The organism is Alcaligenes sp. EGD-AK7 (assembly GCF_000465875.3).
In the GTDB taxonomy this organism is placed as follows: Bacteria; Pseudomonadota; Gammaproteobacteria; order Burkholderiales; family Burkholderiaceae_B; genus Alcaligenes; species Alcaligenes phenolicus.
Window position 1 is genome coordinate 258,461 of the sequence record NZ_AVOG02000034.1, and the last position, 26,058, is coordinate 284,518.

23 protein-coding genes are annotated in these 26,058 nt (G+C 55.8%); 12 read left to right on the forward strand and 11 right to left on the reverse strand.

Annotation, left to right across the window (positions count from 1 at the left end):
* Positions 1–149: 149 nt before the first annotated feature.
* The 3 genes from gyrB to dnaA all read right to left on the reverse strand — a co-directional run bounded on the left by gyrB (position 150) and on the right by dnaA (position 5,189).
* Positions 150–2,603, reverse strand: a complete 2,454-nt coding sequence (gene gyrB / locus N879_RS14190) for a DNA topoisomerase (ATP-hydrolyzing) subunit B (RefSeq protein ID WP_009461441.1) — start codon at positions 2,601–2,603, stop codon at positions 150–152.
* 76 nt (positions 2,604–2,679) lie between these two features.
* Positions 2,680–3,789 (reverse strand): DNA polymerase III subunit beta, encoded by a 1,110-nt coding sequence (gene dnaN, locus N879_RS14195; protein WP_009461439.1) that lies wholly within the window; start codon positions 3,787–3,789, stop codon positions 2,680–2,682.
* 2 nt (positions 3,790–3,791) lie between these two features.
* Positions 3,792–5,189 (reverse strand): chromosomal replication initiator protein DnaA, encoded by a 1,398-nt coding sequence (gene dnaA, locus N879_RS14200; RefSeq protein WP_009461437.1) that lies wholly within the window; start codon positions 5,187–5,189, stop codon positions 3,792–3,794.
* Positions 5,190–5,413: 224 nt separating this feature from the next.
* Between dnaA and rpmH the strand changes: the two genes are divergently transcribed.
* The 6 genes from rpmH (at position 5,414) to N879_RS14230 (ending at position 10,267) form a co-directional block, all read left to right on the forward strand.
* Complete coding sequence (gene rpmH, locus N879_RS14205; RefSeq protein ID WP_003800771.1) at positions 5,414–5,548, forward strand: 50S ribosomal protein L34; 135 nt, start codon at positions 5,414–5,416, stop codon at positions 5,546–5,548.
* Between the two features lie 69 nt (positions 5,549–5,617).
* Positions 5,618–5,983 carry a ribonuclease P protein component gene (gene rnpA / locus N879_RS14210; protein WP_009461433.1) on the forward strand — a complete coding sequence of 122 codons (366 nt, stop codon included), beginning with the start codon at positions 5,618–5,620 and terminating at the stop codon, positions 5,981–5,983.
* Positions 5,980–6,222, forward strand: a complete 243-nt coding sequence (yidD, locus tag N879_RS14215) for a membrane protein insertion efficiency factor YidD (protein WP_021447161.1) — start codon at positions 5,980–5,982, stop codon at positions 6,220–6,222. The genes rnpA and yidD overlap by 4 nt, the downstream gene beginning before the upstream one ends.
* A gap of 107 nt (positions 6,223–6,329) precedes the next feature.
* A complete protein-coding gene (gene yidC, locus N879_RS14220) occupies positions 6,330–7,997 on the forward strand; it encodes a membrane protein insertase YidC (protein WP_009461429.1) in 1,668 nt (555 codons plus the stop codon).
* Positions 7,998–8,329: 332 nt separating this feature from the next.
* Positions 8,330–9,772, forward strand: a complete 1,443-nt coding sequence (locus N879_RS14225; protein ID WP_009461427.1) for a catalase — start codon at positions 8,330–8,332, stop codon at positions 9,770–9,772.
* Positions 9,773–9,877: 105 nt separating this feature from the next.
* A complete protein-coding gene (locus tag N879_RS14230) occupies positions 9,878–10,267 on the forward strand; it encodes a VOC family protein (protein WP_009461425.1) in 390 nt (129 codons plus the stop codon).
* 169 nt (positions 10,268–10,436) lie between these two features.
* Here N879_RS14230 and N879_RS14235 read toward each other — a convergent pair whose 3' ends face one another.
* The 4 genes from N879_RS14235 to argE are packed head-to-tail and all read right to left on the reverse strand — an operon-like array spanning position 10,437 to position 14,647.
* Complete coding sequence (locus N879_RS14235) at positions 10,437–11,408, reverse strand: tripartite tricarboxylate transporter substrate-binding protein (protein ID WP_009461423.1); 972 nt, start codon at positions 11,406–11,408, stop codon at positions 10,437–10,439.
* A 30-nt stretch (positions 11,409–11,438) separates the two neighbouring features.
* Positions 11,439–12,443 (reverse strand): ornithine cyclodeaminase family protein, encoded by a 1,005-nt coding sequence (locus N879_RS14240; protein ID WP_009461421.1) that lies wholly within the window; start codon positions 12,441–12,443, stop codon positions 11,439–11,441.
* A 2-nt stretch (positions 12,444–12,445) separates the two neighbouring features.
* Positions 12,446–13,420: a threonine ammonia-lyase gene (locus N879_RS14245; protein WP_009461419.1), complete on the reverse strand. Its 975-nt coding sequence runs from the start codon at positions 13,418–13,420 to the stop codon at positions 12,446–12,448.
* Between the two features lie 30 nt (positions 13,421–13,450).
* Complete coding sequence (argE, locus tag N879_RS14250) at positions 13,451–14,647, reverse strand: acetylornithine deacetylase (RefSeq protein WP_009461417.1); 1,197 nt, start codon at positions 14,645–14,647, stop codon at positions 13,451–13,453.
* Positions 14,648–14,756: 109 nt separating this feature from the next.
* Here argE and N879_RS14255 point away from each other — a divergent pair, with 109 nt between their 5' ends.
* From N879_RS14255 to N879_RS14270, 4 genes are all read left to right on the forward strand, one after another.
* Positions 14,757–15,359 carry a helix-turn-helix domain-containing protein gene (locus tag N879_RS14255; RefSeq protein WP_022983402.1) on the forward strand — a complete coding sequence of 201 codons (603 nt, stop codon included), beginning with the start codon at positions 14,757–14,759 and terminating at the stop codon, positions 15,357–15,359.
* A 340-nt stretch (positions 15,360–15,699) separates the two neighbouring features.
* The gene (mnmE, locus tag N879_RS14260) at positions 15,700–17,073 is read left to right on the forward strand and encodes a tRNA uridine-5-carboxymethylaminomethyl(34) synthesis GTPase MnmE (protein ID WP_009461414.1); all 1,374 of its coding nucleotides are present in this window, start codon (positions 15,700–15,702) and stop codon (positions 17,071–17,073) included.
* Between the two features lie 101 nt (positions 17,074–17,174).
* A complete protein-coding gene (dinD, locus tag N879_RS14265) occupies positions 17,175–18,050 on the forward strand; it encodes a DNA damage-inducible protein D (protein WP_009461412.1) in 876 nt (291 codons plus the stop codon).
* A 189-nt stretch (positions 18,051–18,239) separates the two neighbouring features.
* Positions 18,240–18,629 (forward strand): DUF6180 family protein, encoded by a 390-nt coding sequence (locus tag N879_RS14270; protein WP_021447163.1) that lies wholly within the window; start codon positions 18,240–18,242, stop codon positions 18,627–18,629.
* Positions 18,630–18,755: 126 nt separating this feature from the next.
* Here the strand turns inward: N879_RS14270 and N879_RS14275 are convergent, their stop codons facing one another.
* Complete coding sequence (locus N879_RS14275) at positions 18,756–19,226, reverse strand: hypothetical protein (protein WP_230940663.1); 471 nt, start codon at positions 19,224–19,226, stop codon at positions 18,756–18,758.
* Positions 19,227–19,458: 232 nt separating this feature from the next.
* On the opposite strand from N879_RS14275, the gene N879_RS14280 reads away from it, so the two are divergent.
* Entirely contained in the window at positions 19,459–22,761 is a 3,303-nt protein-coding gene (locus N879_RS14280; protein WP_021447164.1) for an autotransporter outer membrane beta-barrel domain-containing protein, read from the forward strand.
* 27 nt (positions 22,762–22,788) lie between these two features.
* Here N879_RS14280 and N879_RS14285 read toward each other — a convergent pair whose 3' ends face one another.
* From N879_RS14285 to N879_RS14295, 3 genes are all read right to left on the reverse strand, one after another.
* Complete coding sequence (locus tag N879_RS14285) at positions 22,789–23,541, reverse strand: DUF4880 domain-containing protein (protein WP_009461404.1); 753 nt, start codon at positions 23,539–23,541, stop codon at positions 22,789–22,791.
* A 280-nt stretch (positions 23,542–23,821) separates the two neighbouring features.
* On the reverse strand, positions 23,822–24,847 hold the full coding sequence (locus tag N879_RS14290; RefSeq protein ID WP_009461402.1) for a hypothetical protein: 1,026 nt from the start codon (positions 24,845–24,847) through the stop codon (positions 23,822–23,824).
* Between the two features lie 157 nt (positions 24,848–25,004).
* Positions 25,005–25,793 carry a PhzF family phenazine biosynthesis protein gene (locus tag N879_RS14295; RefSeq protein ID WP_009461400.1) on the reverse strand — a complete coding sequence of 263 codons (789 nt, stop codon included), beginning with the start codon at positions 25,791–25,793 and terminating at the stop codon, positions 25,005–25,007.
* On the opposite strand from N879_RS14295, the gene N879_RS20460 reads away from it, so the two are divergent.
* The gene (locus tag N879_RS20460; RefSeq protein WP_039942407.1) at positions 25,780–26,058 is read left to right on the forward strand and encodes a hypothetical protein; all 279 of its coding nucleotides are present in this window, start codon (positions 25,780–25,782) and stop codon (positions 26,056–26,058) included. The two genes, N879_RS14295 and N879_RS20460, sit on opposite strands and share 14 nt — an antisense overlap.

Genomic DNA, 26,058 nt, shown 5'->3' on the forward strand with positions numbered 1-26,058 from the left:
GCTCATCCGTCATCACCAAAAAAATGAGCCCCAGCAAGAACGCCGGAGCCCATTTTTCTTATCCGCATCACTGCGAGGTTTTCCACAAATTTCTGAGATCAGTTTTCATCAAACCGAACAGCTTTCAGGAACTGTGAACACCGACAGCCTTAAATATCCAGGTTCCCCGCCTGCAAGGCATGGGACTCGATAAAGGCACGACGTGGCTCAACGTGATCACCCATCAGCGTGGTGAAGATCTGATCCGCATCGATAGCATCAGCAATCTGCACACGCAGCAAACGACGTACAGTGGGGTCCATGGTCGTTTCCCATAGCTGGCTGGGGTTCATCTCACCCAAACCTTTGTAGCGCTGCTTGCTAAGCCCGCGTTCGGCTTCGGTCAACAGCCATTGCATGACTTCACGGAAGTCATCCACGGCGGTCTCACGACGCTTCTCGCCTTCACCACGAGCCACCATGGCGCCATCACCGATCAGACCGGCAAAGGTCTCGCCAGCGCGGGCCAGAGTTTGGTGATCGCCACCACGCACGAAGTTGCGGTCAAACACCGTGACACGGATGTTGCCATGGTGCAGACGCTGCACCACCACACGCCAGGATTCGCTCCCTTCATCAAAGGCGGCAAAGACTTTGACGACGGTGGGGGCAGCTTCGTCGAACAGGGCCTTCTCCAAATCCTTAGCAGTTTGTTCGGCGGCTTCCTGCGAGTCCAAGTTCAACTTCACGCCTTCAGCCAATGCTGACAGGGCATCGCCGTCCATATGACGCGACAGGCGCTCAATCACGGCCTTGGCCTTCACGTAGCGATGAGCGTAGTCGGACAAGGCTTCGCCTGTGATGGGAGCTGCACCTTCAGATGGCGTCAGCACTGCATCGCGCAGGGCCAGCTTCAACATGAATTCCGCTTCCTCGGCCTCGTCCTTCAGGTACATCTCTTCACGCCCAACCTTAACCTTGAACAAGGGCGGCTGCGCGATGTACACATAGCCACGCTCGATCAGCTCGGGCATCTGACGATACAGCAGTGTCAGCAGCAGGGTACGAATGTGAGCACCGTCCACGTCCGCGTCAGTCATGATGATGATGCGGTGGTAACGCAGCTTGTCAATATCAAAGTCCGGGCCGATGCTGGTACCCAGGGCGGTGATCAGGGTGGTGATCTGCTCGCTGGAAATCAGACGATCGAAACGGGCTTTTTCTACGTTCAGCACCTTGCCGCGCAACGGCAGAATGGCCTGGAATTTACGGTCCCGGCCTTGCTTGGCCGAGCCGCCTGCGGAGTCACCCTCCACAATGTACAGTTCGCACAGGGCGGGATCTTTTTCCTGACAGTCGGCCAGCTTGCCGGGCAGGCCAGCGCCTTCCAGCACGCTCTTGCGACGGGTCATTTCGCGGGCTTTACGGGCCGCTTCACGGGCACGGGCTGCTTCCACGATCTTGCCGCACAAGGCCTTGGCGTCGTTCGGATTTTCCAACAGCCAAGTTTCCAGGGTGCGGGCCACGGCTTCTTCCACGGCGGGACGCACTTCGCTGGACACCAGCTTGTCTTTGGTCTGGCTGCTGAACTTGGGCTCGGGCACCTTCACCGACAGCACGCAGACCAGGCCTTCGCGCATGTCGTCACCGGAGGTGTCGACCTTGGCTTTCTTGGCCAGTTCGTTGTCGGCAATGTACTTGTTCAGCACGCGGGTCATGGCCGCACGCAGACCGGTCAGGTGGGAACCACCGTCGCGCTGGGGAATATTGTTGGTGAAACACAGCACGGTTTCAGCGTAGCTATCATTCCACTGCATGGCCACTTCAACCGATACTGGCGTACCGCCAGCATTGGACTCGGTTGCCACGCTGAACACGTTAGGGTGCAGCGGGGTCTTGTTGCGGTTGATGAAGTCCACAAAGCCTTTGACGCCGCCCAGGAAGGCAAAGTCTTCTTCCTTGCCCTGAATCTCGTCAACCAGGCGAATCTTCACGCCATTGTTCAGGAAGGACAGCTCGCGCAGGCGCTTGGCCAGGATCTCGTGGTGGTATTCGATATTGCTGAAAATTTCCACGTCGGCCAGGTAACGCACGCAAGTACCCGTGCGGCCTTCTGCAGGACCGGTCACCGCCAGGGGCGCAGTGCGCTCGCCACGGCGGAACTCGACCTGGTGTTCGTTGCCATTGCGCCAGATGGTCAGCAACAGCCATTCGGACAGGGCGTTCACACAAGACACACCCACACCGTGCAAACCGCCAGACACCTTGTAGGAGTTCTGGTCGAATTTACCGCCGGCGTGCAGTTCGGTCATGACGATTTCAGCGGCGCTGCGCTGGTGTTCGTCGTCCTTGTGGATATCGGTTGGAATACCGCGGCCGTTATCGCACACCGAAATGCTGTTGTCGGAGTGGATGGTGACGACGATATCGTCGCAATGACCGGCCAAGGCCTCATCAATCGCGTTATCCACCACCTCGAAAACCATGTGGTGCAGGCCGGTGCCATCGGAGGTGTCCCCGATGTACATGCCTGGACGCTTGCGCACGGCCTCCAGGCCTTTGAGCATTTTGATGGAATCAGCGCCGTAATCGGCTGGCTGGGTGGTCGTGGTTTGATCGGTCATAGCATAAAACCTTGTAATAGCCTGTCTGCTTCAAGCGGGTATGGCCCGGCGGGCCATACCGGTCAAACATGCTGCATTAAATGCGCATCGGCATGACCACGTACTTGAAGTCTTCTTGCTCGGGCAGCGTCATCAACACAGAGGCGTTGGCATCGGGCTGCACAGACCAGCGGACCGTTTCGTCCTTGATGCTGGCCAACACATCGAGCAGGTAGCTGACGTTAAAGCCAACGTCCAGACTTTCGTGTTCATAATCAATATCCAGCTCTTCGACGGCTTCTTCCTGTTCAGCGTTGGAAGCAGAAATCTTCAGCTGGTTTTGCGACAGTTGCAGTCGCACGCCACGCAGTTTGTCGGTGGTCAGAATGGCAGCACGTTGCAAACTGCCTTGCAGCACTTCACGGCTGACATCGAAGTGGCGGGTGTAGTTGGAAGGAATCACACGAGCAAAGTCGGGGAATTTGCCTTCAACCAGTTTGGAGACCAACTCCACATCGCCAAAGCGGAAACGAATCTGACGGCTGGACACATCAATGTTGACCAGATCGTCGGTATCGCCCAGCAAACGCTGCATTTCCAGCACCGTCTTGCGCGGCACGATGATGTCGTGACGCTCCTGCACGCCGTCAATTGCGGTGGCATTATGAGCCAGACGGTGACCGTCCGTGGTAACCGTACGTACCAGGCCGGGTTCAAACACCAGCAACATACCGTTCAGGTAGTAGCGAATGTCTTGCTGCGCCATGGCAAAGTGCACCGTATTGAACAGGTGCTTCAAAGTGCGCTGGGGCATGCTCAAGGACACGTCCCACTGCTCTGGCAGGTTCAGCACTGGAAAATCAGCGGCTTCCAGAGTCTGCAACTGAAAGCGGCTCTTGCCGGACTGGATGGTCAGCTTGCCGCTGTCCAGGCCCAGGCGCACATCGCCAAAGTCGGGCAGGGCTTTCAGAATGTCCAGCAGCTTGCGGGCCGCCACCGTGGTGGCTGCATTGTCCTCACCCACGCCAAAGTCGGCATTGGTGGTGATCTGCACTTCCAGGTCGGTTGCCAGGAAAGAGACATCAGAGCCGTTTTTACGCAGCAGGATGTTGGCCAGAATCGGCAAAGTATGGCGGCGCTCCACAATGCCAACTACTGTGGATAAGGGCTTTAGCAATGCGTCGCGAGTAGCTTGAACGAGTTGCATGGTCATCCTTTGAGAGTTTGTTCCAGTACGTGTAATGCGTGATTCAGTTCGGCTTGCTTGGTGCGTGCATCCGAGATTTTGCGCACCGCGTGCAGCACCGTAGTGTGGTCCCTACCACCGAAAAGATCGCCAATTTCCGGCAAACTCTTTTGGGTCAGTTCCTTGGCCAGATACATGGCCACCTGGCGCGGCATGGCGATATTGGCGGGGCGGCGCTTGGAGTACATATCCGCGACCTTGATTTTATAAAAATCGGCCACGGTTTTCTGAATATTTTCCACTGTGATCTGCCCATTGGAGACCGACAGCAAATCCTTCAGTGCATCCTTGCACACCTCCACCGTCAAGACATCGCGGCCATGGAAACGCGCGTAGGCCGAAACCTTGCGCAGCGCCCCTTCCAGCTCGCGCACGTTGCTGCGCAGATGCTTGGCAATGAAGAAGGCCACTTCTTCGGGCATGGCAATGCCTTCGGCCTGAGCCTTGCGCAACAAGATTGCCACGCGCATTTCCAGCTCGGGCGGCTCGATGGCCACGGTCAGGCCGGAGTCAAAGCGCGAGATCAGGCGGCTATCAATATTGGCCAGCTCTTTGGGATAGGTATCCGAGGTGATGATGATCTGCTTGCGCTGAGCCACCATCGCTTCAAAGGCGTAGAAAAACTCTTCCTGCGTACGGTTCTTGCCGGCGAAAAACTGAATATCGTCAATCAGCAGCAAGTCCAGCGAATGGTAGTAGCGCTTGAACTCGTCAAACGCCTTGCGCTGGTATGCCTTGACCACGTCCGACACGTATTGGTCGGCATGGACGTAACGTACCCGCACACCATTGCCGTTGGCGACCAGCGCATTGCCGATCGCGTGAATCAGGTGGGTCTTGCCCAAACCCACACCGCCATACAGAAAGAGTGGGTTATAGGAGACACCGGGGTTCTCGGCCACCTGCAAGGCCGCTGCGCGTGCCAGCTGGTTGGCTTTACCCGTCACGAAGTTGTCGAAAGTCAGTTCGGCGTTCAGGCGCGAACGATCCTGTACCGCATCCACCACCGCCGTCATGGCCGGGTTGGCAACAGGAGGGGCCAGGTTTTCACCGGCGGGGCTGCCTGCAGGCGCAGGAGCGGCACGATCGGCCAGGGCGCGACGAGGCGCCGCGCTGGCCGAGGGCAGCTCGAACTGAACCGTTACGGGACATTCGTAGAAATCCGAAGCCAGTTCCTCTATGCGAGTGGCGAAATTCTTGCGGACCCAATCCAGTTTGAAACGATTAGGAGCAGAAACGCGCAACACCCCGGCTTCGCTGTCGAAGTCCAGGGGAACCAGTGGACGTATCCACGCACTTATTTGTTGGGGGGGAAGCTCCTGCTCCAATTTCTGAACGCAGGACTGCCAGAATTCATTCATCGGTCATCACTTCTGTAAACCTCGATTCTACCCTGAGCTGTGCCAAGTTATCCACAGGCTAACAAATTTAGTTGCGTAATATCGGGCTAAATAATTGACACAACAGAAAGAATTTGCTGAAATGACGGGCTTAACACGATTTTCTGTTGCCAGATCCCAAGCGTTTGCGCTGTCGGGGTGGAGATTTTCTGCGATTTCTGGCGGCTCATTTTTTTGGATACACCATGAAACGCACCTACCAACCCTCTGTTACCCGTCGCAAGCGTACCCACGGTTTTCGCGTTCGCATGAAAACTCGCGGTGGCCGCGCTGTTTTGAACGCACGTCGCGCTAAAGGTCGCAAACGTCTGGCTGTATAAGCCATGTCGGGATGCGGGGCCCAGGGTGATGGATCTATTATCTAAAGCCCGACTCCCACGATACGCATCATGCGTGCCTCCTTTCCAGCTACGGCTCGCTTACATAGCCCCACCGAATACGCACAGTCTCTTAAAGGGCAACGCGTAGGTCGCGGGGCTTTGTTCGTGGTCACTCGCTCTCGTGGCGAAGATCCACACCAGACCGAAGGCGCCCGTCTGGGACTGATCGTCCCCAAGCGCTTTGCCAACCGCGCCGTCACCCGCAACACCATCAAGCGTATCTTGCGCGAAACCTTCCGCCACAAACGTGAAGGCTTGCCCAATGCCGCCTATGTCTTCAGGCTGCACAGCAAGGTACCCCAGGTGTCGCTGACTGCCCTGAAGCAACTGGTTCGCACCGAGGCCGACACCTTGTTCTCCAAGGTACGGCCATGATGCGCAAACTGGCTTCGGCACCGATCCGCTTTTACCAGTTTTTTCTGAGTCCCTGGATCGGTAGAAACTGCCGCTTTACTCCCAGCTGCTCCAACTATGCCTTGCAGGCCATTGAAATTCATGGCCCGCTCAAAGGGCTATGGCTCGGTGGTGTACGCATCTGCCGCTGCAATCCCTGGTGCAAGGGAGGGCATGATCCTGTGCCCGCTCGCACGCCCGAAGACCGCAACACTTTCTGAAATCGTCCTGGTCTGCGCCTTGTTTTTCAAGGCAACCCCCTGTTTGCTGACCAGCTACGTTAAACTGCTAAGCTTTTGCTCAGCTTTATAAATGTGATACAGGCGCTATGGATATCCGACGCACCATCCTATGGATGATCTTCTCCTTTGCACTGCTGCTGCTGTGGAACAACTGGCAGGAATACAACGGCAAACCATCGCTGTTCGCTTCCACCCCAGCCACCACACAAGCGCCAGCAGCCTCCGACGAACCTGCCGCAAACGGTGGTGTTCCCGCTGCTCAAGAGCCGACTGCGTCTGCTGCCTTGCCTTCGAGCAACAGCGCGGTGTCTGCCACAGCGCAAACTATCGACATCACGACAGACGTCTACAAGCTGGGCTTTAGCACCGAAGGTGCCCAGCTGATCAAGGCCGAGCTGTTGAAGTACGGTTCGCCCGAGAACCCCGAGCAGCCCATGGTGCTGCTGGATAACTCGCCCGCCTCCACCTACCTGGCCCAGTCCGGTATTGTGGGTGCCTCTGGCCAGAACCTGCCCAACCACCTGACCCCGTTCACCCTGGTCTCGAGCCAGCGCAGCATGACGGGCGATACGCTGGACGTGGTGTTTGAAGCGACTTCGGACGACGTGAAAGTCACCAAGACCTACACGCTGCACAAGGGTCGCTACGACATCCAGGTTCGTCACGACATCCAGAACAATACCGGCGCCGCGATTGACCCACGCCTGTACCTGCAACTGACTCGCGACGGCAACAACCCACCCGACTCTTCCCGCCTGTACAGCACCTTTACCGGTCCTGTGGTTTACTCCAGCGGCGACAAATTCCAGAAGATCACCTTCTCGGACATCGACAAGAACAAGGCCACCTACGCGCGCAGCGTGGATAACGGCTGGATCGGCATGGTGCAGCACTACTTTGCAACCGCCTGGGTTCCTGCCCAGGATCTGCAACGCACCAACGAAATCCTGAAGCTGGGCAACAATCTGTACGCCGTGCGCACGCTGGAATCGGTCGGCTCTATCGCCGCTGGCCAAAGCAAGGCTGTGGACGCCTCCCTGTGGGTAGGCCCGCAAGACCAGAAAGCCATGTCGCAACTGGCTACCGGTCTGGATCTGGTGGTGGACTACGGCTGGCTGACCATCATCTCCAAGCCGCTGTTCAAGCTGCTGACCTGGCTGCATTCCCTGCTGGGTAACTGGGGCTGGGCCATTGTGGCGCTGACCGTGCTGATCAAGCTGGTGTTCTTCCCGCTGTCGGCCGCCAGCTACCGCTCCATGGCCAAGATGAAGCAATTTGCGCCACGCATGCAAGCCCTGCGCGAGAAGTTCGGTGACGACAAGGCCAAGCTGAACGCCGCCATGATGGAGATGTACCGCACCGAGAAGATCAACCCGCTGGGTGGCTGTTTACCCATGCTGGTTCAGATCCCTGTGTTCATTGCGCTGTACTGGGTGCTGCTGGGCAGCGTCGAGATGCGCGGTGCACCCTGGATTCTGTGGATTCACGACTTGGCCGCACGCGACCCATGGATGATTCTGCCCGCCATCATGATGGGTACCATGTTCCTGCAGATCAAGCTGAACCCCACCCCGCCTGATCCAATGCAAGCCAAAGTCATGATGCTGATGCCTCTGGTCTTTGGTGGCATGATGTTCTTCTTCCCCGCCGGTCTGGTTCTGTACTGGTGCGTGAACAACATCCTGTCCATTGCCCAGCAGCGCTACATCATGGTGCAGATCGAAAAGAACAGCGCGAAAGCAGCCAACAGCTAATTCGCTCTGACACAAAAAACCTCGCTACGTTTAGCGGGGTTTTTTTTTGCCTGCTACCCATGCCAGATCACTCGGAACGATCCTGCCCAACCTCGCTAAAGGCCCGTATTTACAAACATTGATTAACTTTTCAGATTCTGCTCATAGAAAATTCATGCGCAGCGTTTCTACTTACCGCTATGATCGGGATGAAAACCGTCTTGATAGCAAAAAGCTATTTGTTCACTAAAATCATTTGATTTAACTATTTCGACCAAGGCAAGTAGACTGATCTCAACTTCTTAAAACGACCCGCCCCCCTCGGTTCGGGTCAGCTTCAACGGAGAAACACAATGAGCAACAAAACCCTGACAACCGCCGCTGGCCGCCCGGTTGAGGAGAACCAGAACTCCATGACGGCAGGCCCTCGTGGTCCCGTCCTGATGCAGGATTATTGGCTGCTGGAGAAGCTGGCTCACTTTGACCGAGAACGCATCCCGGAGCGTGTCGTACACGCCAAAGGCTCGGGCGCTTTCGGTACCTTTACCGTCACGCACGACATCACGAAGTACAGCATGGCCAAGGTCTTCAAGCCAGGCAGCAAGACACCCGTTTTCTTACGTTTTTCCACCGTAGCAGGTGAAGCAGGAGCCGCCGATGCAGAACGCGACGTTCGAGGATTTGCCCTCAAATTCTATACAGAAGACGGAAACTGGGACCTCGTGGGCAATAACACTCCTGTCTTCTTTATACGGGATCCACTGAAGTTCCCCGACTTCATCCACACACAGAAACGCGACCCGCGCAGCCACCTGCGCAACATGAGCGCCGCCTGGGATTTCTGGTCCTTGTCGCCCGAGTCCTTGCACCAGGTCACCATCTTGATGAGCGACCGCGGTTTGCCCTGTAACCTTCGTCAGCAGCACGGCTTCGGTTCGCACACCTACAGCCTGATCAACGACAAGGGCGAGCGCCACTGGGTGAAGTTCCACTTCAAATCCCAGCAGGGCATTGCCAACTACACCAATGAAGAAGCCGCCAAAGTCGTGGGCCAGGACCGCGAGAGTTCGCAGCGCGATCTATACGAGAACATTGAAAAGGGCAACTTCCCACGCTGGGCTCTGCGCATTCAGATCATGACCGAAGAGCAGGCACGCACCTACCACATCAACCCCTTTGACGTGACCAAGGTCTGGCCACATGGCGACTTCCCGCTGATCGATGTGGGCATGCTGGAGTTGAACGAGAACCCCACCAACTACTTTGCCCAAGTGGAGCAAGCCGCCTTTACGCCTGCCAACCTGGTGCCCGGCATTGGTCACTCGCCCGACCGCATGCTGCAAGGTCGTATCTTTTCCTACGGCGACACCCAGCGTTACCGTCTGGGCGTGAACCACGGGCTGCTGCCAGTGAACGCACCGCGTTGCCCGTTCCACAGCTACCACCGCGATGGCGCCATGCGTACTGGCGACAATAACGGCGGCACGATCAACTACGAGCCCAACAGCCAGGGCGAATGGCAACAGGCTCCCCGTAGCGAACCGCCTCTGGCGCTGGACGGCCAGCCGGCAGATCACTGGGATCACCGCGTGGATGATGATTACTACTCGCAGCCCGGCAATCTGTTCCGCCTGTTCAACGACGAAGAAAAGCAGCGTCTGTTCAGCAATATTGCCGACGCCATGGCCGGTGTTCCCAAGGAAATCATCGAGCGTCAGCTGGGTCACTTCACCAAGGCAGATCCTGCCTACGGTGCAGGTGTCAAAGCAGAACTGACAAAACGCGGTCAGCTTTAAACCCTGACCGGGCTGTTTAAGCCATCAAAGAATCGGCTCCCCATCTACAATCGGGGAGCCGATTTTTTTTTGCACTGGCCCTGCGTTTTCCTACCGAGCCCCACCATGAAATTTGGCTACACCATCATCTACGTTCCCGACGTCGGCCAGGCACTGGATTACTTCAACCGCGCGTTTGGCTTGACCACCAAAATGCTGCATGAAACCGGCTTGTACGGCGAGCTGGAAACCGGCCAAACCACCTTGGCCTTTGCGGGGGAAATGCTGGCCTACATGAACTACCCAAAAGGCCATTTGTCACCGCACGCGTCAGAAGTGCCGCTGGGCATCGAAATTGCCCTGGTCTGCGATGATGTACCTGCCGCTCATGCCAAGGCGCTGGCAGAAGGGGGCACGGAACTGGCGCCGCCGCAGGACAAGCCTTGGGGACAGGTGGTGTCTTATGTGCAAACACCGGAGCGCATTGTGGTGGAGTTGTGTACGCCGGTTAATTAAGTTTGTGCTGGATTCGGGATATGCATTCCGTGCACCTCAAGCGCAATCTGACAGGGGCGTGTCCGGGTCTTGCTAACATCGACTTGTTCAGAGCGGTTAGAACACTACACGTAGAAGCAAAAACGCCCCACACTCAAACTTGCGGGGCGTTTTTCCACATCCTTGAGTTTTACTGCTGCAAATACCCCGACTCCTTGATGATGGGTCCCCAAGTGTCCAGGTCGTTCTGAACAATGCGCGATAGCTCCTGCGCATCGCCCGACTCGGGTCGGAAGCCGATGGGCACAATCGCGCTTTCAATGCGTGGCAGCTTGGACACTTCATTGAAGGCGTCCTGGAACTGTTTGACCATCTCCGGCTCCATGCCCAGCGGGGCAAAAATCCCCATCCAGCCCGACGCTTTCAGGTCGCCATAGCCCATTTCTGCAAAGGTGGGCACGTCTTTCAAGATAGGCAGGCGTTCCGCGCCGGTAATCCCCAGCACCCGCACCGAACCGGCGGCAACGTGTTCGGTAATCATGCCCACCGCATCCACGCCAGCGGGTATATGGTCACCCAGCAGGTCGTTGATCAAAGGGGCACCCCCTTTATAAGGCACGGGGGACATCTGGATATCGTTCTTCTTGGCGATGCTGTAGCCAATGAACTGAGGGGCACTGCCGGGGGCGGGAATGCCATAGTGGCCGTACTTTTCCGGTTCTTTGCGCACCAGCTTCACGTACTCCTGCAAGGTATTGGCAGGCGTGGTTTTACCGACCACAAAGATATGTTCGAACTTGGCGATCACGGCTACCGGCGCAAAATCTTTTATTGGATCGTAGCTGACCGTTTTTACGGTCAGGGGCAGGGTGGTCATCATGTGATTATTGGCGACCAACAGCACCGAGCCATCGGTAGGCGAGCGCAAAAAGCCTTGAGCGGCAACCTGCCCGCCCGCGCCTGCGCGGTTATCCACCACCACATTCACACCCAGCTTTTCACGTAATTGCTCGGCATACACCCGCGCGACGGCATCCGCTGTTCCTCCGGCCGGATAACCTACGACCAAACGTATGGTGTCCGGCAACTTGCTGGCAACAGACATGCCTGTTGCCAAGGCCAACGCCGTTCCCAGCAACACCTGCGCCCATTTCTTTTTCATTACTTGTCTCCCTACCTCTTGATGACGCTATTAAAGTTCTACTACTCGTCCATTTCCTTGTGCGGCATGACGGCTTAACAAGGCGGCAGCCGTCAATACGTCCTCGAATGCCAAGCCCAAGGATTTAAAAATCGTGATTTCTTCATTGTTGATGCGGCCTGCGGATTGCCCCTCCAGAACGGCGCCCAGCTCGTTCAACTCGGTATCCGCCGACAAGTAGCCCTGCTTGCACGCATTCAAGAACTCGCCCGACTCGTTACGAGTGGATTGCGCACGGTCCACAAACAAACGGCCTGCCGTCATGGTGGGGCCATCCAGTTCACTGCTGGCGGGTGTGCTGGAACCCATGGCAGTGATGTGCGTGCCAGGGCGCAGCCATTCGCGCTGCAAGACAGGCGTGGCAGAGCTGGTGGCCGTCAGTACCATATCCGATTGAGACACGGCTTCCTGGGCCGAGACTCCAGCTATCAAGGGGCAATCCAGATACGCCTGGGCTTCCTCAATAAAATGCTGAGCCGACTGTGCGGAGCGGGTAATCACAAATACGTTGCTCAAGCGACGCACTTGCGCCACGGCACGCAACTGCCACAAGGCCTGATGCCCGCCACCAAACAAGGTCAGCACACTGGCATCCGGGCGCGCCAGCATGTCGGTGGCCAGGCCACTGACCGCTGCGGTACGCAAGGCCGTCACGCTGCTGGCATCCAGAATGGCACGTGTTTCGCCGGTCAAGCCGCTCATCAAGAGCACGCAGCCTTGATGGGGGTCCTTACCCAGGCGCACATTGTCTGGAAACAGGGTGCCCATCTTGGCACCGTACAAAGGCTCGGGATAAATCTCCGGCATGTTGATGCAGGCAGGCATCATGCCCAGAAAGCCGCTGGACAAATGGCTGCGCACAATCGTACGCAAGGGCTGGTCAATACGCCCTTGCTGCATGGCGACAAAACCCTGGCGCATCAGATCAATCGCCGCCCCCATATCCAGCCCTTCATACACTTCCTGAGCTTTTGCTACATAGACGCTTAGCTGCATAATTAGCCTTGCGCCAGTGGCGTGGTGATATGGCGGATAAAGGTGTCGGTATCCGTATTGGAGCCGCAGAACAGCACGCCCACTCGTTGCCCAGCCAGATGTTTGCGCAAGGGGAACATCAAGGCGGCTGTGGCTACAGCGCAAGCCGGTTCAGTAGCCATCTTGAATTCGTTGAACAGGAAGTGCATCCCAGCACGGATCTGGTCGTCGTTGACGGTCACCAGCGTATCGATATTGTCCTGACACACACGGAAGCTGAACTCGTCAGTATGCGGAGCCATCAGACTGTCTGCGATGGACTGCATGGCGCCGATTTTTTGCGGCTCGCCAGCCTGGCGGCTAAGCGCCATGACGTTTGCTCCCACAGGCTCGATGCCATAGACCACGCAATCAGGCTGCCACAGCTTGACAGCAGCCGACACACCGGCGGCCAAGCCACCGCCCCCAATGGGCACCAGCACCGCGTCCAGCTTGCCCGCTTGCTGCAACCATTCGTAGCCCAGCGTGGCGGTTCCCAACACGGTGGGGTAGGTGCTGAACGGATGAATGAAGGTCTTCTGTTCGTCCTTCTCTATCTGACGCACCAGTTCAAACGCCTGCTCGCCATTGTCAGCAAAGACGATCTCGGCCCCATATTCGCGGCACAGGGCTACGCGCGCCGGGCTGGCCGTCTTGATCATCACTGTCTTGGCTTTCACCCCGATTTGATGGGCGGCATAGGCCACGGCCACGGCGTGGTTACCTGCAGAAACGCAAGTCACCCCTTGCTGGCGTGCATCTTCGGACAAGCTCAACAAGTTGTTGAAAGCACCGCGTACCTTGAACGTGCCCGAGGCCTGCAAATGCTCGAACTTGAAATTGACGGCGCTGTCCAGACGCCCGGTCTGGTAATCGAACACGGGCGTCTGGTGCACATAGGGACGCAGACGCTCATGCGCCTGCACCACATTTTCCTTGGTAACTTTTTCTGTTGTCATGGGTTTGCCTTGAAACCTGTTTGTCTATTTTTAAGAGGCCACAGCCTGGCTGCGAATCAGAGCGCGCAAGAACTGCTCGCACTGCTCCACTTGCGCCAGTTCTACGTACTCGTCGGGACGATGGGCCTGCTCGATATTGCCGGGACCACAGATAATCGAAGGGATACCGGCTTGCTGGAACAGACCTGCCTCGGTGCCATAGGCCACTTTGCGCACCGTGTCGTCCCGCGTCAGTTCACGCACCAGCTTGGTAATGGCTGCTTGTTCTTCAGGATTCAGGCCGGGAGCGCTGGCCAGTTTCTCCAGCTCCACCAAAGCATCCGGATGCTCGCGGCGCATGGCAGGCAGGACTTTCAGGTCAATGAACTCACGGATTTCCTGCAAGATCGGCTCAGGGTCCACGCCGGGCAGATTGCGGTATTCAAATTCAAACTCGCAAAGGTCAGGTACGGTATTCAAGGCGATACCGCCACGAATCATACTGGTCTGCAAAGTGGTGAAGGGCACGTCAAAATCATGGTCATAAGGGCCCATGCTCTTGTAGTCGTCGGCCAGATCACGGATGGCGGTAATGATGCGGGCGGCATGCTCAATCGCGTTCACACCCTTGGGGGTCAGCGAGGAGTGCGCGGCATGACCGTGCACCCGGCAGCGATAGGCGTTAATGCCTTTATGCGCCACGATAGTGCGCATGCTGGTGGGTTCACCCACCACGCAACCTTCCGGTTTCACGCCACGGCGGACCAAGTCATCAATCATGACTGGCGCGCCCACACATCCCACTTCTTCGTCGTAGGAGTAGGCAAGGTGGATGGGTTTGGACAGCTTGGTCGCCAGCATTTCAGGAACCAATTGCAAGGTCACACCGACAAAGCCTTTCATGTCGCAAGTACCGCGGCCATACAGGCGGTCGTCGCGAATCTCGGCTTTGAAAGGGTCACTGCTCCAGTTCTGGCCATCGACAGGCACCACATCGGTATGGCCCGACAAAACAATGCCACCAGTACGCGTGCCATCGGCAGCCGGAATCGTAGCGAACAGATTGGCCTTGCGGCCGCTGGCGTCATGCGTCAGCACAGTTTCCAGCCCTTGCTGCTGCAAATAGGCCTGCACGTCATGAATCAGTTCCAGGTTGGATTCCCGGCTTGTCGTATCATAAGCAATCAGTTTCTGTATCCATTCCACCGAGGTAGAGGGATAAGCAGTAGGATCAAACAACGCAGTCATGCCTTCTTTCTCCCAGCGTAAAACGTGTAGTTCTATACAATAGGACAGAGTTTTCCTATAAGAAAATTAATATTATTTATAAGAAGATGGTTTTTTACTTCTTTAGGTTATGACAAAAGACTTAGCCAACACCGCCCCCAACTTATTGAGCAAAACAGCCATGGGGGCGCGCATACGTGATGAACGCAAACGACAGGGCCTGACCCTGCTGATGTTGGCACGCTTATCCAATGTGTCTTTGTCCACCCTGTCCAAGGCAGAGCGCGGCCTGATTGGCCTGAGCTACGAAAAATTTCTGGCCGTCAGCCGGGCCTTGAAGATGGATTTGTCCGACCTGTTCAAGACACCTCGCGATCAAAATGAATCCGGCATGGATATTCTGGTGGGACGGGCTTCACGTACCGTGACCTACCATGCGCATCGTTATGAATACGGCATGCTGGCATCGGAATGGATCAACAAGAAAATGACGCCCATGCACGGGCGTGTCCTGGCCGGTAAACCACGCGATGCCAGCGACTTCAGCCAGCACGAAGGCGAAGAATTTATTTTTGTGATCGAAGGGCAGTTGACCATGCAGTTTCAGGACGGGCGCCGCCACGTGCTGCAGGCGCGCGACAGCATCTACTTCAAAAGCAATCTGGGCCACTTGTACCTGTGCGAACACGGGGAAAGCGTGGAGATCTTGGTGGTTTGTGTGAACAATCATTAGACTCAAGAGGCGTAGACAGTTAGCTTTTGACGCTTTGGTGGCATACCAAAGAGCTCGTTTATTTGCTTTGTCCCCGATTAGATAGCCCAGATGTCTGCTGGATTGCCTGATTACCTGATTGCCTGATTGCCTGATTGCCTGATTGCCTGATTGCCTGATTGCCTGATTGCCTGATTGCCTGATTGCCTGATTGCCTGATTGCCTGATTCTCAAGAGCCTGGGCCACAAGTACATAAAAGCAAGCATTTCAGATACCAACAAGGGCTAACGCTCCAAGCCCGAACCATCCACCTGCTCCATTACAATACGGCTCTGTTCTGCCTCTTTGATCGATCTGCCCATGTCCAGTTCTTCCCCTATTGTGGCTATTGCCACCGCCCCCGGCCGGGGTGGTATTGGTGTCATCCGTGTGTCCGGCAAGGAGCTTGATGCTCTGATCCAGACCCTGTTTGGCCGTACGCTGCAAGCGCGTCATGCGCACTTTTTGCCCTTCAAGGACGCACAAGGCGAGGCAATCGACGAGGGCATCGCGCTGTTCTTTAAAGGCCCGCATTCTTATACCGGCGAAGATGTGCTGGAGCTGCAGGGCCACGGCGGCCCGGCTGTTCTGCGCCGCCTGCTGGATCGCTGCCTGGAAGCGGGTAAAGATCAGGGCCTGCGCCTGGCCGAGCCTGGCGAGTTCACCCAGCGCGCCTTCTTGAATGACAGACTGGACCTGGCCCAGGCCGAGGCCGTGGCCGACTTGATTGACGCTTCATCGGAAGCCGCGGCCCGCAGTGCCGTCGCGTCCCTATCCGGCGTGTTTTCCAACAACGTCAACGCCCTGGCCGACCGTATCATTCACCTGCGCATGCTGGTAGAAGCTACGCTGGATTTCCCCGAAGAAGAAATCGACTTCCTGGAAAAGTATCAGGCGGCGGCCACCCTGCAAGGCATACAGGACGAGCTGGAACGCATCCTGCAGCATTCGCGTCAAGGGGCGATCCTGCGCGAGGGCCTGCACGTTGTACTGGCAGGCCAGCCCAATGTGGGTAAATCCAGCCTGCTCAACGCCCTGGCCGGTGAAGATGTGGCCATCGTGACCGACATCGCCGGCACCACCCGCGACCGCGTCATGCAGCTGATCCACATCGATGGCATCCCGCTACATATCGTGGACACCGCTGGTCTGCGTGAAACCGAGGACACCGTAGAGCGCATCGGTATCGCCCGAACCTGGGACGAAATCGCCAAGGCGAACGTGATCGTGCACCTGCTCGATGCTCGCAACCCGCAAGACGAGCTCGATAGTGCCATTACCACTCGCCTGCCATCACACGTACCCGTGCTGCGCGTCTATAACAAGATAGACTTGCTGACAGCTGAGCAACAGGCGGCCTTGCCGGCACAAGAAAGCGGCGCCACCGTGCTGCCGATTTCTGCCCGTAAGGACATCGGTCTGGACACGCTGCGCCGCACCTTGCTGGATATCGCAGGCTGGAACCCCGGCAGTGAGTCCCCCTGGCTGGCACGAGAACGACACCTGCGGGCCTTGGAGCGCGCGGAGTACCACCTGGGCCTGGCTGCGGAACACGCCACACACAGCGATCAGGTATTGGATCTGTTTGCAGAAGAGCTCCGCCTGGCACATCTGGATCTGTGCTCGATTACCGGCGAGTTCAGCAGCGATGATTTGCTGGGGGAGATTTTCTCCAGTTTTTGTATTGGGAAGTGATGCAGGCCTGAACGTCCTCGGTGTCTCATCGCACTGGCCCCAGAACCAGACAAGGCTTTTGGCGACGTGATGGCAAGTGTCATACAACCCGGAGACATCAAGTGGAATCTCAAGACATTACGCAGCTAACAAACCAGTTCGACGGCTTGAGCCACACCATCCCAGAAGAGGGCGTGGAGTTCTGGTTCGCCCGCGACTTGATGGAGCCTTTAGGCTATGTGCGTTGGGAGAACTTCAAGACGGCGATCGACCGGGCGGTAGAGTCTTGTAAAACAACGGGTTACGAAGAAGGGGACCATTTTCGTGGCGTCACGAAAATGGTCCAGATTGGCAGCGGAGCAGATCGTTCGATAGAAGACATCATGCTCACCCGCTATGCCTGTTACCTCATCGCCCAGAACGGCGACCCACGCAAGCCGGCGATTGCCTTTGCTCAAAGCTACTTCGCCATCCAGACCCGCAAGCAGGAGCTGATTGAAGATCGCATGCGTCTGCAAGCCAGACTGGATGCCCGCGAACGCCTTCGCGAGTCCGAAAGGACACTATCGCAAAACCTCTATGAACATGGGGTAGACGACAAAGGCTTTGGCCGCATCCGATCAAAAGGGGATGCGGCGCTATTTGGTGGGCACACCACCCAGATGATGAAAGACCGCTACGGCATTATTCAAACCCGCCCCTTGGCTGACTTTCTGCCTACGCTAACCATTGCCGCCAAGAACCTCGCCACGGAAATGACGAATCACAACGTCACGCAAGAGCAGCTACATGGCGAGACGTCGATCACCCGCGAGCATGAACAGAACAACCGCAGCGTGCGCGATATGCTGGGTCAGCGCGGTATCCAGCCTGAGCAGCTCCCTGCCGAGGAAGATATTAAAAAGCTGGAACGTCGCGTCAAAACAGAAGAAAAGAAACTGCTGAAACAAACAGGGAAACTTCCAGCCCACAAGCAGAAAGACCAAGAGCCACACTAGCAGCTAAAGGAAGAAGGCCTGGAACCTTCTTCAAGCCGACTGCCGGATACTTGCCTACCCCTACTACTGCGAGCAGGCCCCCACCTCAGTAAAAACCCGAAATTCATCCCTGAATTAAGCCCTATCAAAGCTCGTCCTCATCGATCAGGACTATGCTGGGTATTCCATCGTCTCCTGCGGGAGGACATCATGCACACACTCAACAAGTGGGTTTTGATGGCAGCTTTGCTTCATGGCGCTTGGGCAGTACAAGCTCAAGAATGGATGCCTCTGGAATTGGAGGCGGAACAGCGCTCCATCTCCCGTCTCAGCGTGGCCCAGTGCCTGGATACCGTTCAGCAAACCGCCGCGGGCGAAGGCTACCAGCAGCGCAATGACCCGGCAGCCAGCGAACAGTTAGGGGTTTATATTGGTGCGGCTCCCCTAGGGGGCGGATCGCTGGTGGTGTATTGCATTGATTTGAATCCTTCGACTGCCTACATCATTCGTACCAAAGCACAGGTCACGGCGGATTTGATGTCTCCACATCAGCTCAACCACAAAATTACGCAGGCCTTGACGGTGGCAAACCAGCCCTGAGCATCAGTGACGGCAGCCCCTGGCTGTCCAGAGTCAAAAAAGGGCGCAGTCAATGGTTCATACAGGCTTGCGCCCGAACAAACCACCCGCGCCCCCAAGGACTCCCGAAGCCAGTCGAACGGCTTCTTACTTCATCAACAAATCTGCCACTTCCATACGGCTATCTCCATCCAGCTCAACGTCGTCCATAACCTTGTTCAACATGGCGTGGGCACTGGACAGAGCACCGTTCAAGCTGGTTAGCTCGCCTTGCACGCGCTCCAGCTCCTGTTTCTTTTCGGCTTCACTACCTTTGTCGCTGGCCTGGATACGTTGCAACTCCATCAGTTTTTGCTGAATTTGCTCTTTCAGGTCGCGGATACGTTTAAGTATGTCCTTGACTCCGTCAGGCAAAGAGCTGTCATCAATGTCCTTGTCGCGGCCTTTTTTCTGAGCTTGCTGACTGGTCAACGACAGATCTTTGCCCATGGGAGACAGGTGCACCTTGATACGTCCCGATGAGTCTATGGAACCAGACTCTTCCTGCTCGGGCACCACAGGGGGCGTCATGGCCGACGCGTTTAATGGTTCGGCCACAGGCATAGTTTGTCTATGCATTAAACCCTGTCCACTGATCTCTATGGTCATACTTTCCTCTCTTGTACACATCATCCCCTAGAGGGTTACGGCTGAAACCCGGTAGTTCTTTACCGTGATGTGTTCACCAAGTGTTGCGCCTTTTACTCAGCTGTTCGGCACAGCTCAGAAATAAGTAGCAAGAAAAGACACTTTTATTTACTTTTATACGAAAAGTGCCTCCTAACCATTGTCTTCTCTTTATCTGAACCCCATGGACTTCAAAATCAAAGCACTACTAGGCCACACCCTGTTGGCCTTGAGCTGGGCCGGCAGCGCTTATGCCTACGAGACAGAATTCATTCTGAACAAACAAGGTCAACAAGCCTTTGAGTTGCGGATCTATGGGCCGGATGATGGCGGTTACGATACGTCGGATCAATCCAATCCACGCGTTTCCCCCTGGAATATTGACGAGAATGGTCGGCTGAAAATTCGTGCCGCACTGGAGCGCTGGGCCGAAATCCTTGACCTGCCGGCGGGCTACACACCGGCTGTGATCAACTTGGGCACCATGAATGACAAGAACGCCAATGCCTATGGTGCCCAACTAAGTAACCCTGATCATCCCAACTTCGTCCTGTCGGCCTTGCAAGCACGCTTGCACGGAATCTTCCAGGGTGACCCAAACAACCCCGATGCGGTTATCAGCGTCGGAAAGCTGGATCTGGATACCGCCCCCGTCAATCCAAGCCAACTGCCCTTAACTGGCAAGGCGGACTACAACGCAGTCATTTTCCACGAGTTGGCGCATGCTTTGGGCATCAGCAATACAGTCACCGACAACCTGCCTGAAAACAGCTTTGATCCACCCGATCCCTTTTTCCTGAATGACCTTAGCCCCTGGGCCTTGGGCTTGCGCGATGACCAGGGTCGAGCCCCCAGCCCCGGACAGAAAATCCTGTGCTCGGTCTGCACCAACCCATATGATCCTGCCGCTTTTGACCTGCGCGAAGACAAGGGCTACTTCACTGGAGATCATGTACAGGAAGTCCTGAATGGCGCCATGCCGGGCATCCCCGTCAGCATCCTGAACGTTCATGACCAACCGCGATACGGAGTGGATCGCAACTACATGAGCCACACCGAGCTGCGCAACAGCTTGATGAGCCATCAGACCTATCGCAACTATGTGAATCTGATGGAAGCCGAGCTTGCCACCCTGCAGGATATTGGGCTGAGCATTGATCGTCGCAACTTCTTTGGCTATTCGGTCTATGGGGACGGTGTCACCCTGAACAATACCAATGGCTACTTTGCCCGCAATGCAAACGGCACGGCCTACCTGCCCGGTCAATACAATATGGCCACGCAAGGCTTGGGGCTGCACATTTATGGCGAACGCAACATCATTACCCAGGCGGCGGATTTACTGACAGCCGGGCCGGGAGGCGTAGGCGTACGTGTGGATGGTAGCGAAAACACTCTCCTTATCCCCGAAGCCACGCGTATTCATGCCCAGGGCTGGTATGGCCGCGGCCTGCAATTCAGCTATGGACGTCATCACAATATTGTTCAGCAAGGTGAGGTCCGGGCAGATGGCCAAGCTGGCATCGGAGCCCTGTTTGACTTCGGCCAGAACGCCATGGGTAGCGACGATGAGTATCACGGCTCCTGGCTAGTCGTAGTGGATGGCCAGCTACAAGCTGTACCGACCATTTTGCAAGGTGCCTTGATCAGCAATTACGATCTGTCCGGCACCTTGTCGGGCCAGAAAGCAGCCATCCATATCGCAGACAATGCCTGGGTGCAGAACATCAATATCTTGCAGGGCGCGCAAATTACTGGTGACATCACCTCGGACTACAACCGTCGCGACTCTGACCAGCAACTGCTCCTGACCCGCATCAGCTTCGGTCAAAAGGCCGATGAAAACGGTCGTGCCACCAAGGCGGCTGATCCTAACTTCCAGATGCGTTATGACGGCAATATCAAAGGTCAAAACAATCTGGCTGTTGTCATTGCCGGGGGCGCAACCTCTTTGAATGGACAACACGAGTTGTATGGCTTGCGAGTAGATCGGGGTGCCACCCTGTACGGCAATAGCGAATTCACGATCAACCCTGAATACAACTTCACCAATAACGGCACACTCAGCCCTGGGAATTCCTACGGGAACATGACGATCAAGGGCAACTTTGTCCAAGGTGCCGATGGCCGGATTCTGGTGGAGGCCTCGACCACGCAGAACGATCATATTGATGTGCAAGGTTTGGCGCAGCTGGATGGTGAACTGCACGTGGACTTGCAGCCAGACTGGTATCAGAACGGCTGGACACTGAATCAGGACAAGGTGTTCACTGCCAGCCAGACACAAGGGCAGTTTGCTGCGCTCAATGCCACGCTGGCATCCCCCACCCTGAATGTAGAAAGTACCGGCAATGGCTGGTCCGTCAGCCGTAATCAGGACGCTTATGCGCAATATGCTGCTTCACCCAATGCAGCCTCGGTAGGTACCAGCCTGGCACAAGCCTCCTCGGGCAATCAGTCCCTGGCAGCGGTGTATCAGGCCATGGACTTCTCTCGGACTGATGGCAGCGATATTGGCCTGGCTTTGGACCAATTAAGTGGAGGATCTTACGCTGCCCAAACCGCTGCCGCCTTGCGTCGCGAACAACTGGTATCCGAACAATTGCGCCAAACCGACGGTATCAACAAGAGCGGCTGGCAAAGCTTCATCCAGACCTATGGGGGCCGCTACCACTGGCAACTGGGTAACAACGATGTTGACCACCGCAGCGAGACCTATGGGGTAATGCTGGGGGCGGAACACCGGGCTGAAGGCAGTGACTGGAGCCTGGGGGTGCATGGTAATGCCAACGAGCAGCGTGTCAACGTAGACGCCCCCTTCCAGGCCAAGAGCAAGCTGACCGGTCTGGGCCTGGGGGTGCATGCCCGCTACCGTGGCTACAGCCAGGAAGGCTGGAATGGCTTGGCCCAACTACGTGTGGGTATCGAACAGGGCAAGATGAACCGCAACATCAGCTTTGCGGGCTATCAAGCACGTCCCTCCTCGGATTGGACAGGGCATACCTTCTCGCTCGGTGTACAGACTGGCTACAACTGGACGCTGGGCGAGAACGGCAGCATCGGGCCGGTTCTGGCTCTGGATTACCTCCATTACCGGCGCCCTGGACTGGAAGAGAGTGGCGATGCCGCCAGCCGTCTGCGCCTGGGCGCCAGCCGCCAAAATGCCTTGCAGGCTTCCATTGGCCTGGCCCTGCGTCAAAACTGGAATTTAAGCCAGGATCGCCAACTGCAAACGTCCTTATCGATTGCTTGGGAGCAGGCTTTGCTAAGCCGTAACCAGACCCAGGAAGCGGCCTTTGCCAGTGCCCCATCCGTGAGTTTTGATGGTCGCTACGCGCGGGTAGATAGCCATGCTTTGGCGCTGGGCACCAGCATCAGCTTGCAGCAATCCGAGCGTCTGCGTTTAGGTCTGTCGGCCAGTACCCGTTTATTAGGGGAGAGCCGTGCCGATATAAACGGTAAATTATTCCTGAACTGGATGTTCTAAACGCTCTGAAACGTAAGAGGCCGACTGTTAGTCGGCCTCATTCGGAGATACAGGAGCGGGTTGAACCCGTTTCATTCCAGACCATCGATCCACATCAATATGTTGACCGGGAATCAAGACCCGAGTCTGTCGACGCCACCATGTCCCGCTAGATACTTCGACCGATCCAGTATCCACAGCAAATTTCATTTGATCGCTGTCCAGAAAAGCCGAAAACTGCCCCTTGTTACTGCGAGCCTGCGCAAAGCTGGAAAAGACCGTCACACTCTTTGGTGTGGGATCAGCCAGCAACAGCGTGACCTGTCCACGTAAAAGCTGCAGATTCAATCTGTCCTCGTATTCACGGATTTCAAGGGCTGAATCCGGGCCCAAGCGCAGCACGGCCCCATCAACAAACCGTTGCTCCAGCATTTGAGCCCCCGATACCAGGTGCTCTTCTCGCAATATCGGCTCGGGCCAGGAGAAAAACACGGTCAGCGCCAAGGCCAACACCAGTAAACCCGCCAGCAAACCACGGTGATAGGGCTTGAGCAACGCTGGCTTTTCCCCCGAGCCAGCCAATAAACGGCGTATCTCATGCTCGGACGCATCCAGGCTGGCGTCACAAAAATAGCAAATATATCGATATGAACGTTCGTTTTCAGGATTGTCACGGCGCCAATCCTCAAATTCCCGTAATTCAGCTGCGGTAGCCTCGCCCGAGTTCAAGCGAGTAAACCAGTAAGCAGCCTGTGCGTGGGCCTGCGTATGCTCCAGCAGTTCCCCTTGATATGTCGTCATAGCGGCATCTAACCTTGTTCAGTTAAGCCAGCAATAGGGCGGTTTCAGTCCGACGGATTGTCCCTTCCGCTCAAGGCCAAAACCTTAAAAAACGAAACCAGCAGCCACCAACCCTCTAAATTCCACCTTTGAAAACGATACGTTTTTATTTTATACATTCGCTTCAAATGCTTACATTAACTCAAATTGACCCATTCCAAACAAATTCGCCTTATTTAATTACACTCACCACAGAAAAACTGCAGATTACAGGTAAAAAAAGCCGGAATCAGGTCGTTAACTAGTGAAAACCGTCCAAAACTTGGCCACTAAGCAGGTCATGAACCTGTTCTTTTCTTTGATCCGATTCGTCATCCGCAGGCAATACCATTCTCAATAAAAGTGGCCACTGCGGGTAAAAGCGATAGTTGGGCGTCGACACACGCGTACCGGCTGGATAACTAAATCCGCCGAATTGAAATTCTCGAGCCAATTGAGCATGCGAGAGATAAAGTAGACCTTTATTTTTATCGACTGAGAAATAAGCACGCTCCAAAGGCAGATTCCATGCCTGAACCTGTAAACCCTCTTCCTCTACACGTACCATCCAACGGTCCTGATCCCGCTCACCGTTGACATACAAAGTCCCATCCGGCCTTGCCTGAACCAAAGTGCCGGCAGGTAGATCCAGAACAAAATCCGGGGCTGTGTTCATATTGGAAGCCGCCGCATAGGGACTCCAGCCCCTGATCTGATTCCCTTTAGCCAAAAAGCAGCTGACAAAACGAAAACCGTGCTCTGCCATGGGATCTTGTTCCATTTCAAGCACTTGGCTGCCATCACATTGCCAGCCCTCCAATTCCGTATCGCCTGCCAGATGCAGCTTCCAGCTGGAGTTCTGCAAATCGGGCCGGAGGCGCTTGAAAGACAGGACTGGAGCATTGCCTACCATGACCGCCTCCGGGAAACGAGCCCAGGACACGCTGTCCGGGTCGCCCCACACACTCAACTCCAGCTCTGTTCCGGCTGGCATATCAATTCCGGCAAAACGGCCAGGCTCTTTTAAAACATGCTGCCGACTAGCCAGCTCCTGTGCCTGACGTTTATCGAACTGATAGACCTCCCATTGGAAATAACTGTAATAGAGCGCCAATACAAGCAAAGGAAGCAAAACAAGTACGCGTGGCCAGGGTTTTTTCTTAAAGTTTGCCCGGCTCTGTGGCTGTACTAAAAGCAAAACCACCCAGACCAGCACAATAATCAAGGCAAGCGGCCCGAGCGTAATAATCAGCAGAAACAGCAAAGAAAATGGAGCGACAGGAATCATAAGAGATCAAAAAACCATAAAAAGTCGCAATAAAGAAGGCCAGAAAAATGTACAGCCTGTCTTGCTGACTACTGCGCTGATCGGCCAAAAACAAGGGAAGGGAGTTACCAATACAGGCACGGCACCGCCATGCCCATTTAAACCGCTTGGCATCGTCTCAGGCGATCTGGATGTGTCCTTCCATATACAGGACGGCCTGGCCTTTCAAGAACACGCGGTCACCCGTTAAGGTGCAATCCAATACACCACCACGGGCAGAAGCCTGATACGCCAGCAAATGAGTTTTGCCCAGGATAGGAGCCCAGTACGGCAGCAAAGCACAATGGGCCGAGCCCGTAACCGGATCTTCCTCAATACCGTGACCAGGAGCAAAAAAGCGGCTGACAATATCAAACTGGCCCGAGCCCGGCGCTGTCACAATGCATCCGTCACAGCCACTGGCCAGCATGGCTGCCGCATCCACCTGCAGCTGTCGCACTTGCTCTTGCGTTTCCAATACAGCCAGATGGGTGAAGTCATTACGCCACAGTTGCGTAATCTTGGTGCCCAAGGCTTGCTCCAGCAAAGGATTGTCATCCACACGGTGAACCGGGCGCACAGGCAAATCCATGACATAGCTGTCTTGGTCACGACGCACCGTCAAAGCACCACTTAGCGTATGGAACACCACCTGGCTGTCCTGGGGACGCACATGCTGCAGCACAACGGCGGCGCTGGCCAATGTTGCGTGTCCACACAAGGGCACTTCTACCGTAGGGGTGAACCAGCGCAGGCGAAAGTCCTGGCCTTGTGGCACCAGAAAGGCGGTTTCGGCAAGATTGTTCTCCTGCGCAATCGACTGCATCAAGGCATCGTCAGGGAACTCGGGCAACAACACCACGGCGGCAGGATTGCCTGCAAACAAGGTGTCAGTAAAGGCATCAAGCTGATAGATGGGTAAGCGCATTCTGCCTCCAGGCATGGAATTCAAGGTGAGTCCCCAGTATAGAAAAATAGACTCTTTGAAGGCAGGTAAATCCGCGGAACAGGGCATTGTTTTAATGCCGCCTATCTTTTCCATTTTTAAAGCACCAGACACGCGAGCGCTTTTTGCAAACGCCTGTTTGCATTCCATTAGTTGGACCCGAGCGCTTCCCGCTTATTTACCTGATGCCAAACGCTTCTTTTTGCGGGTTCAGCAATTACAACGGGTGCAAGGCCGCGCCATTTGA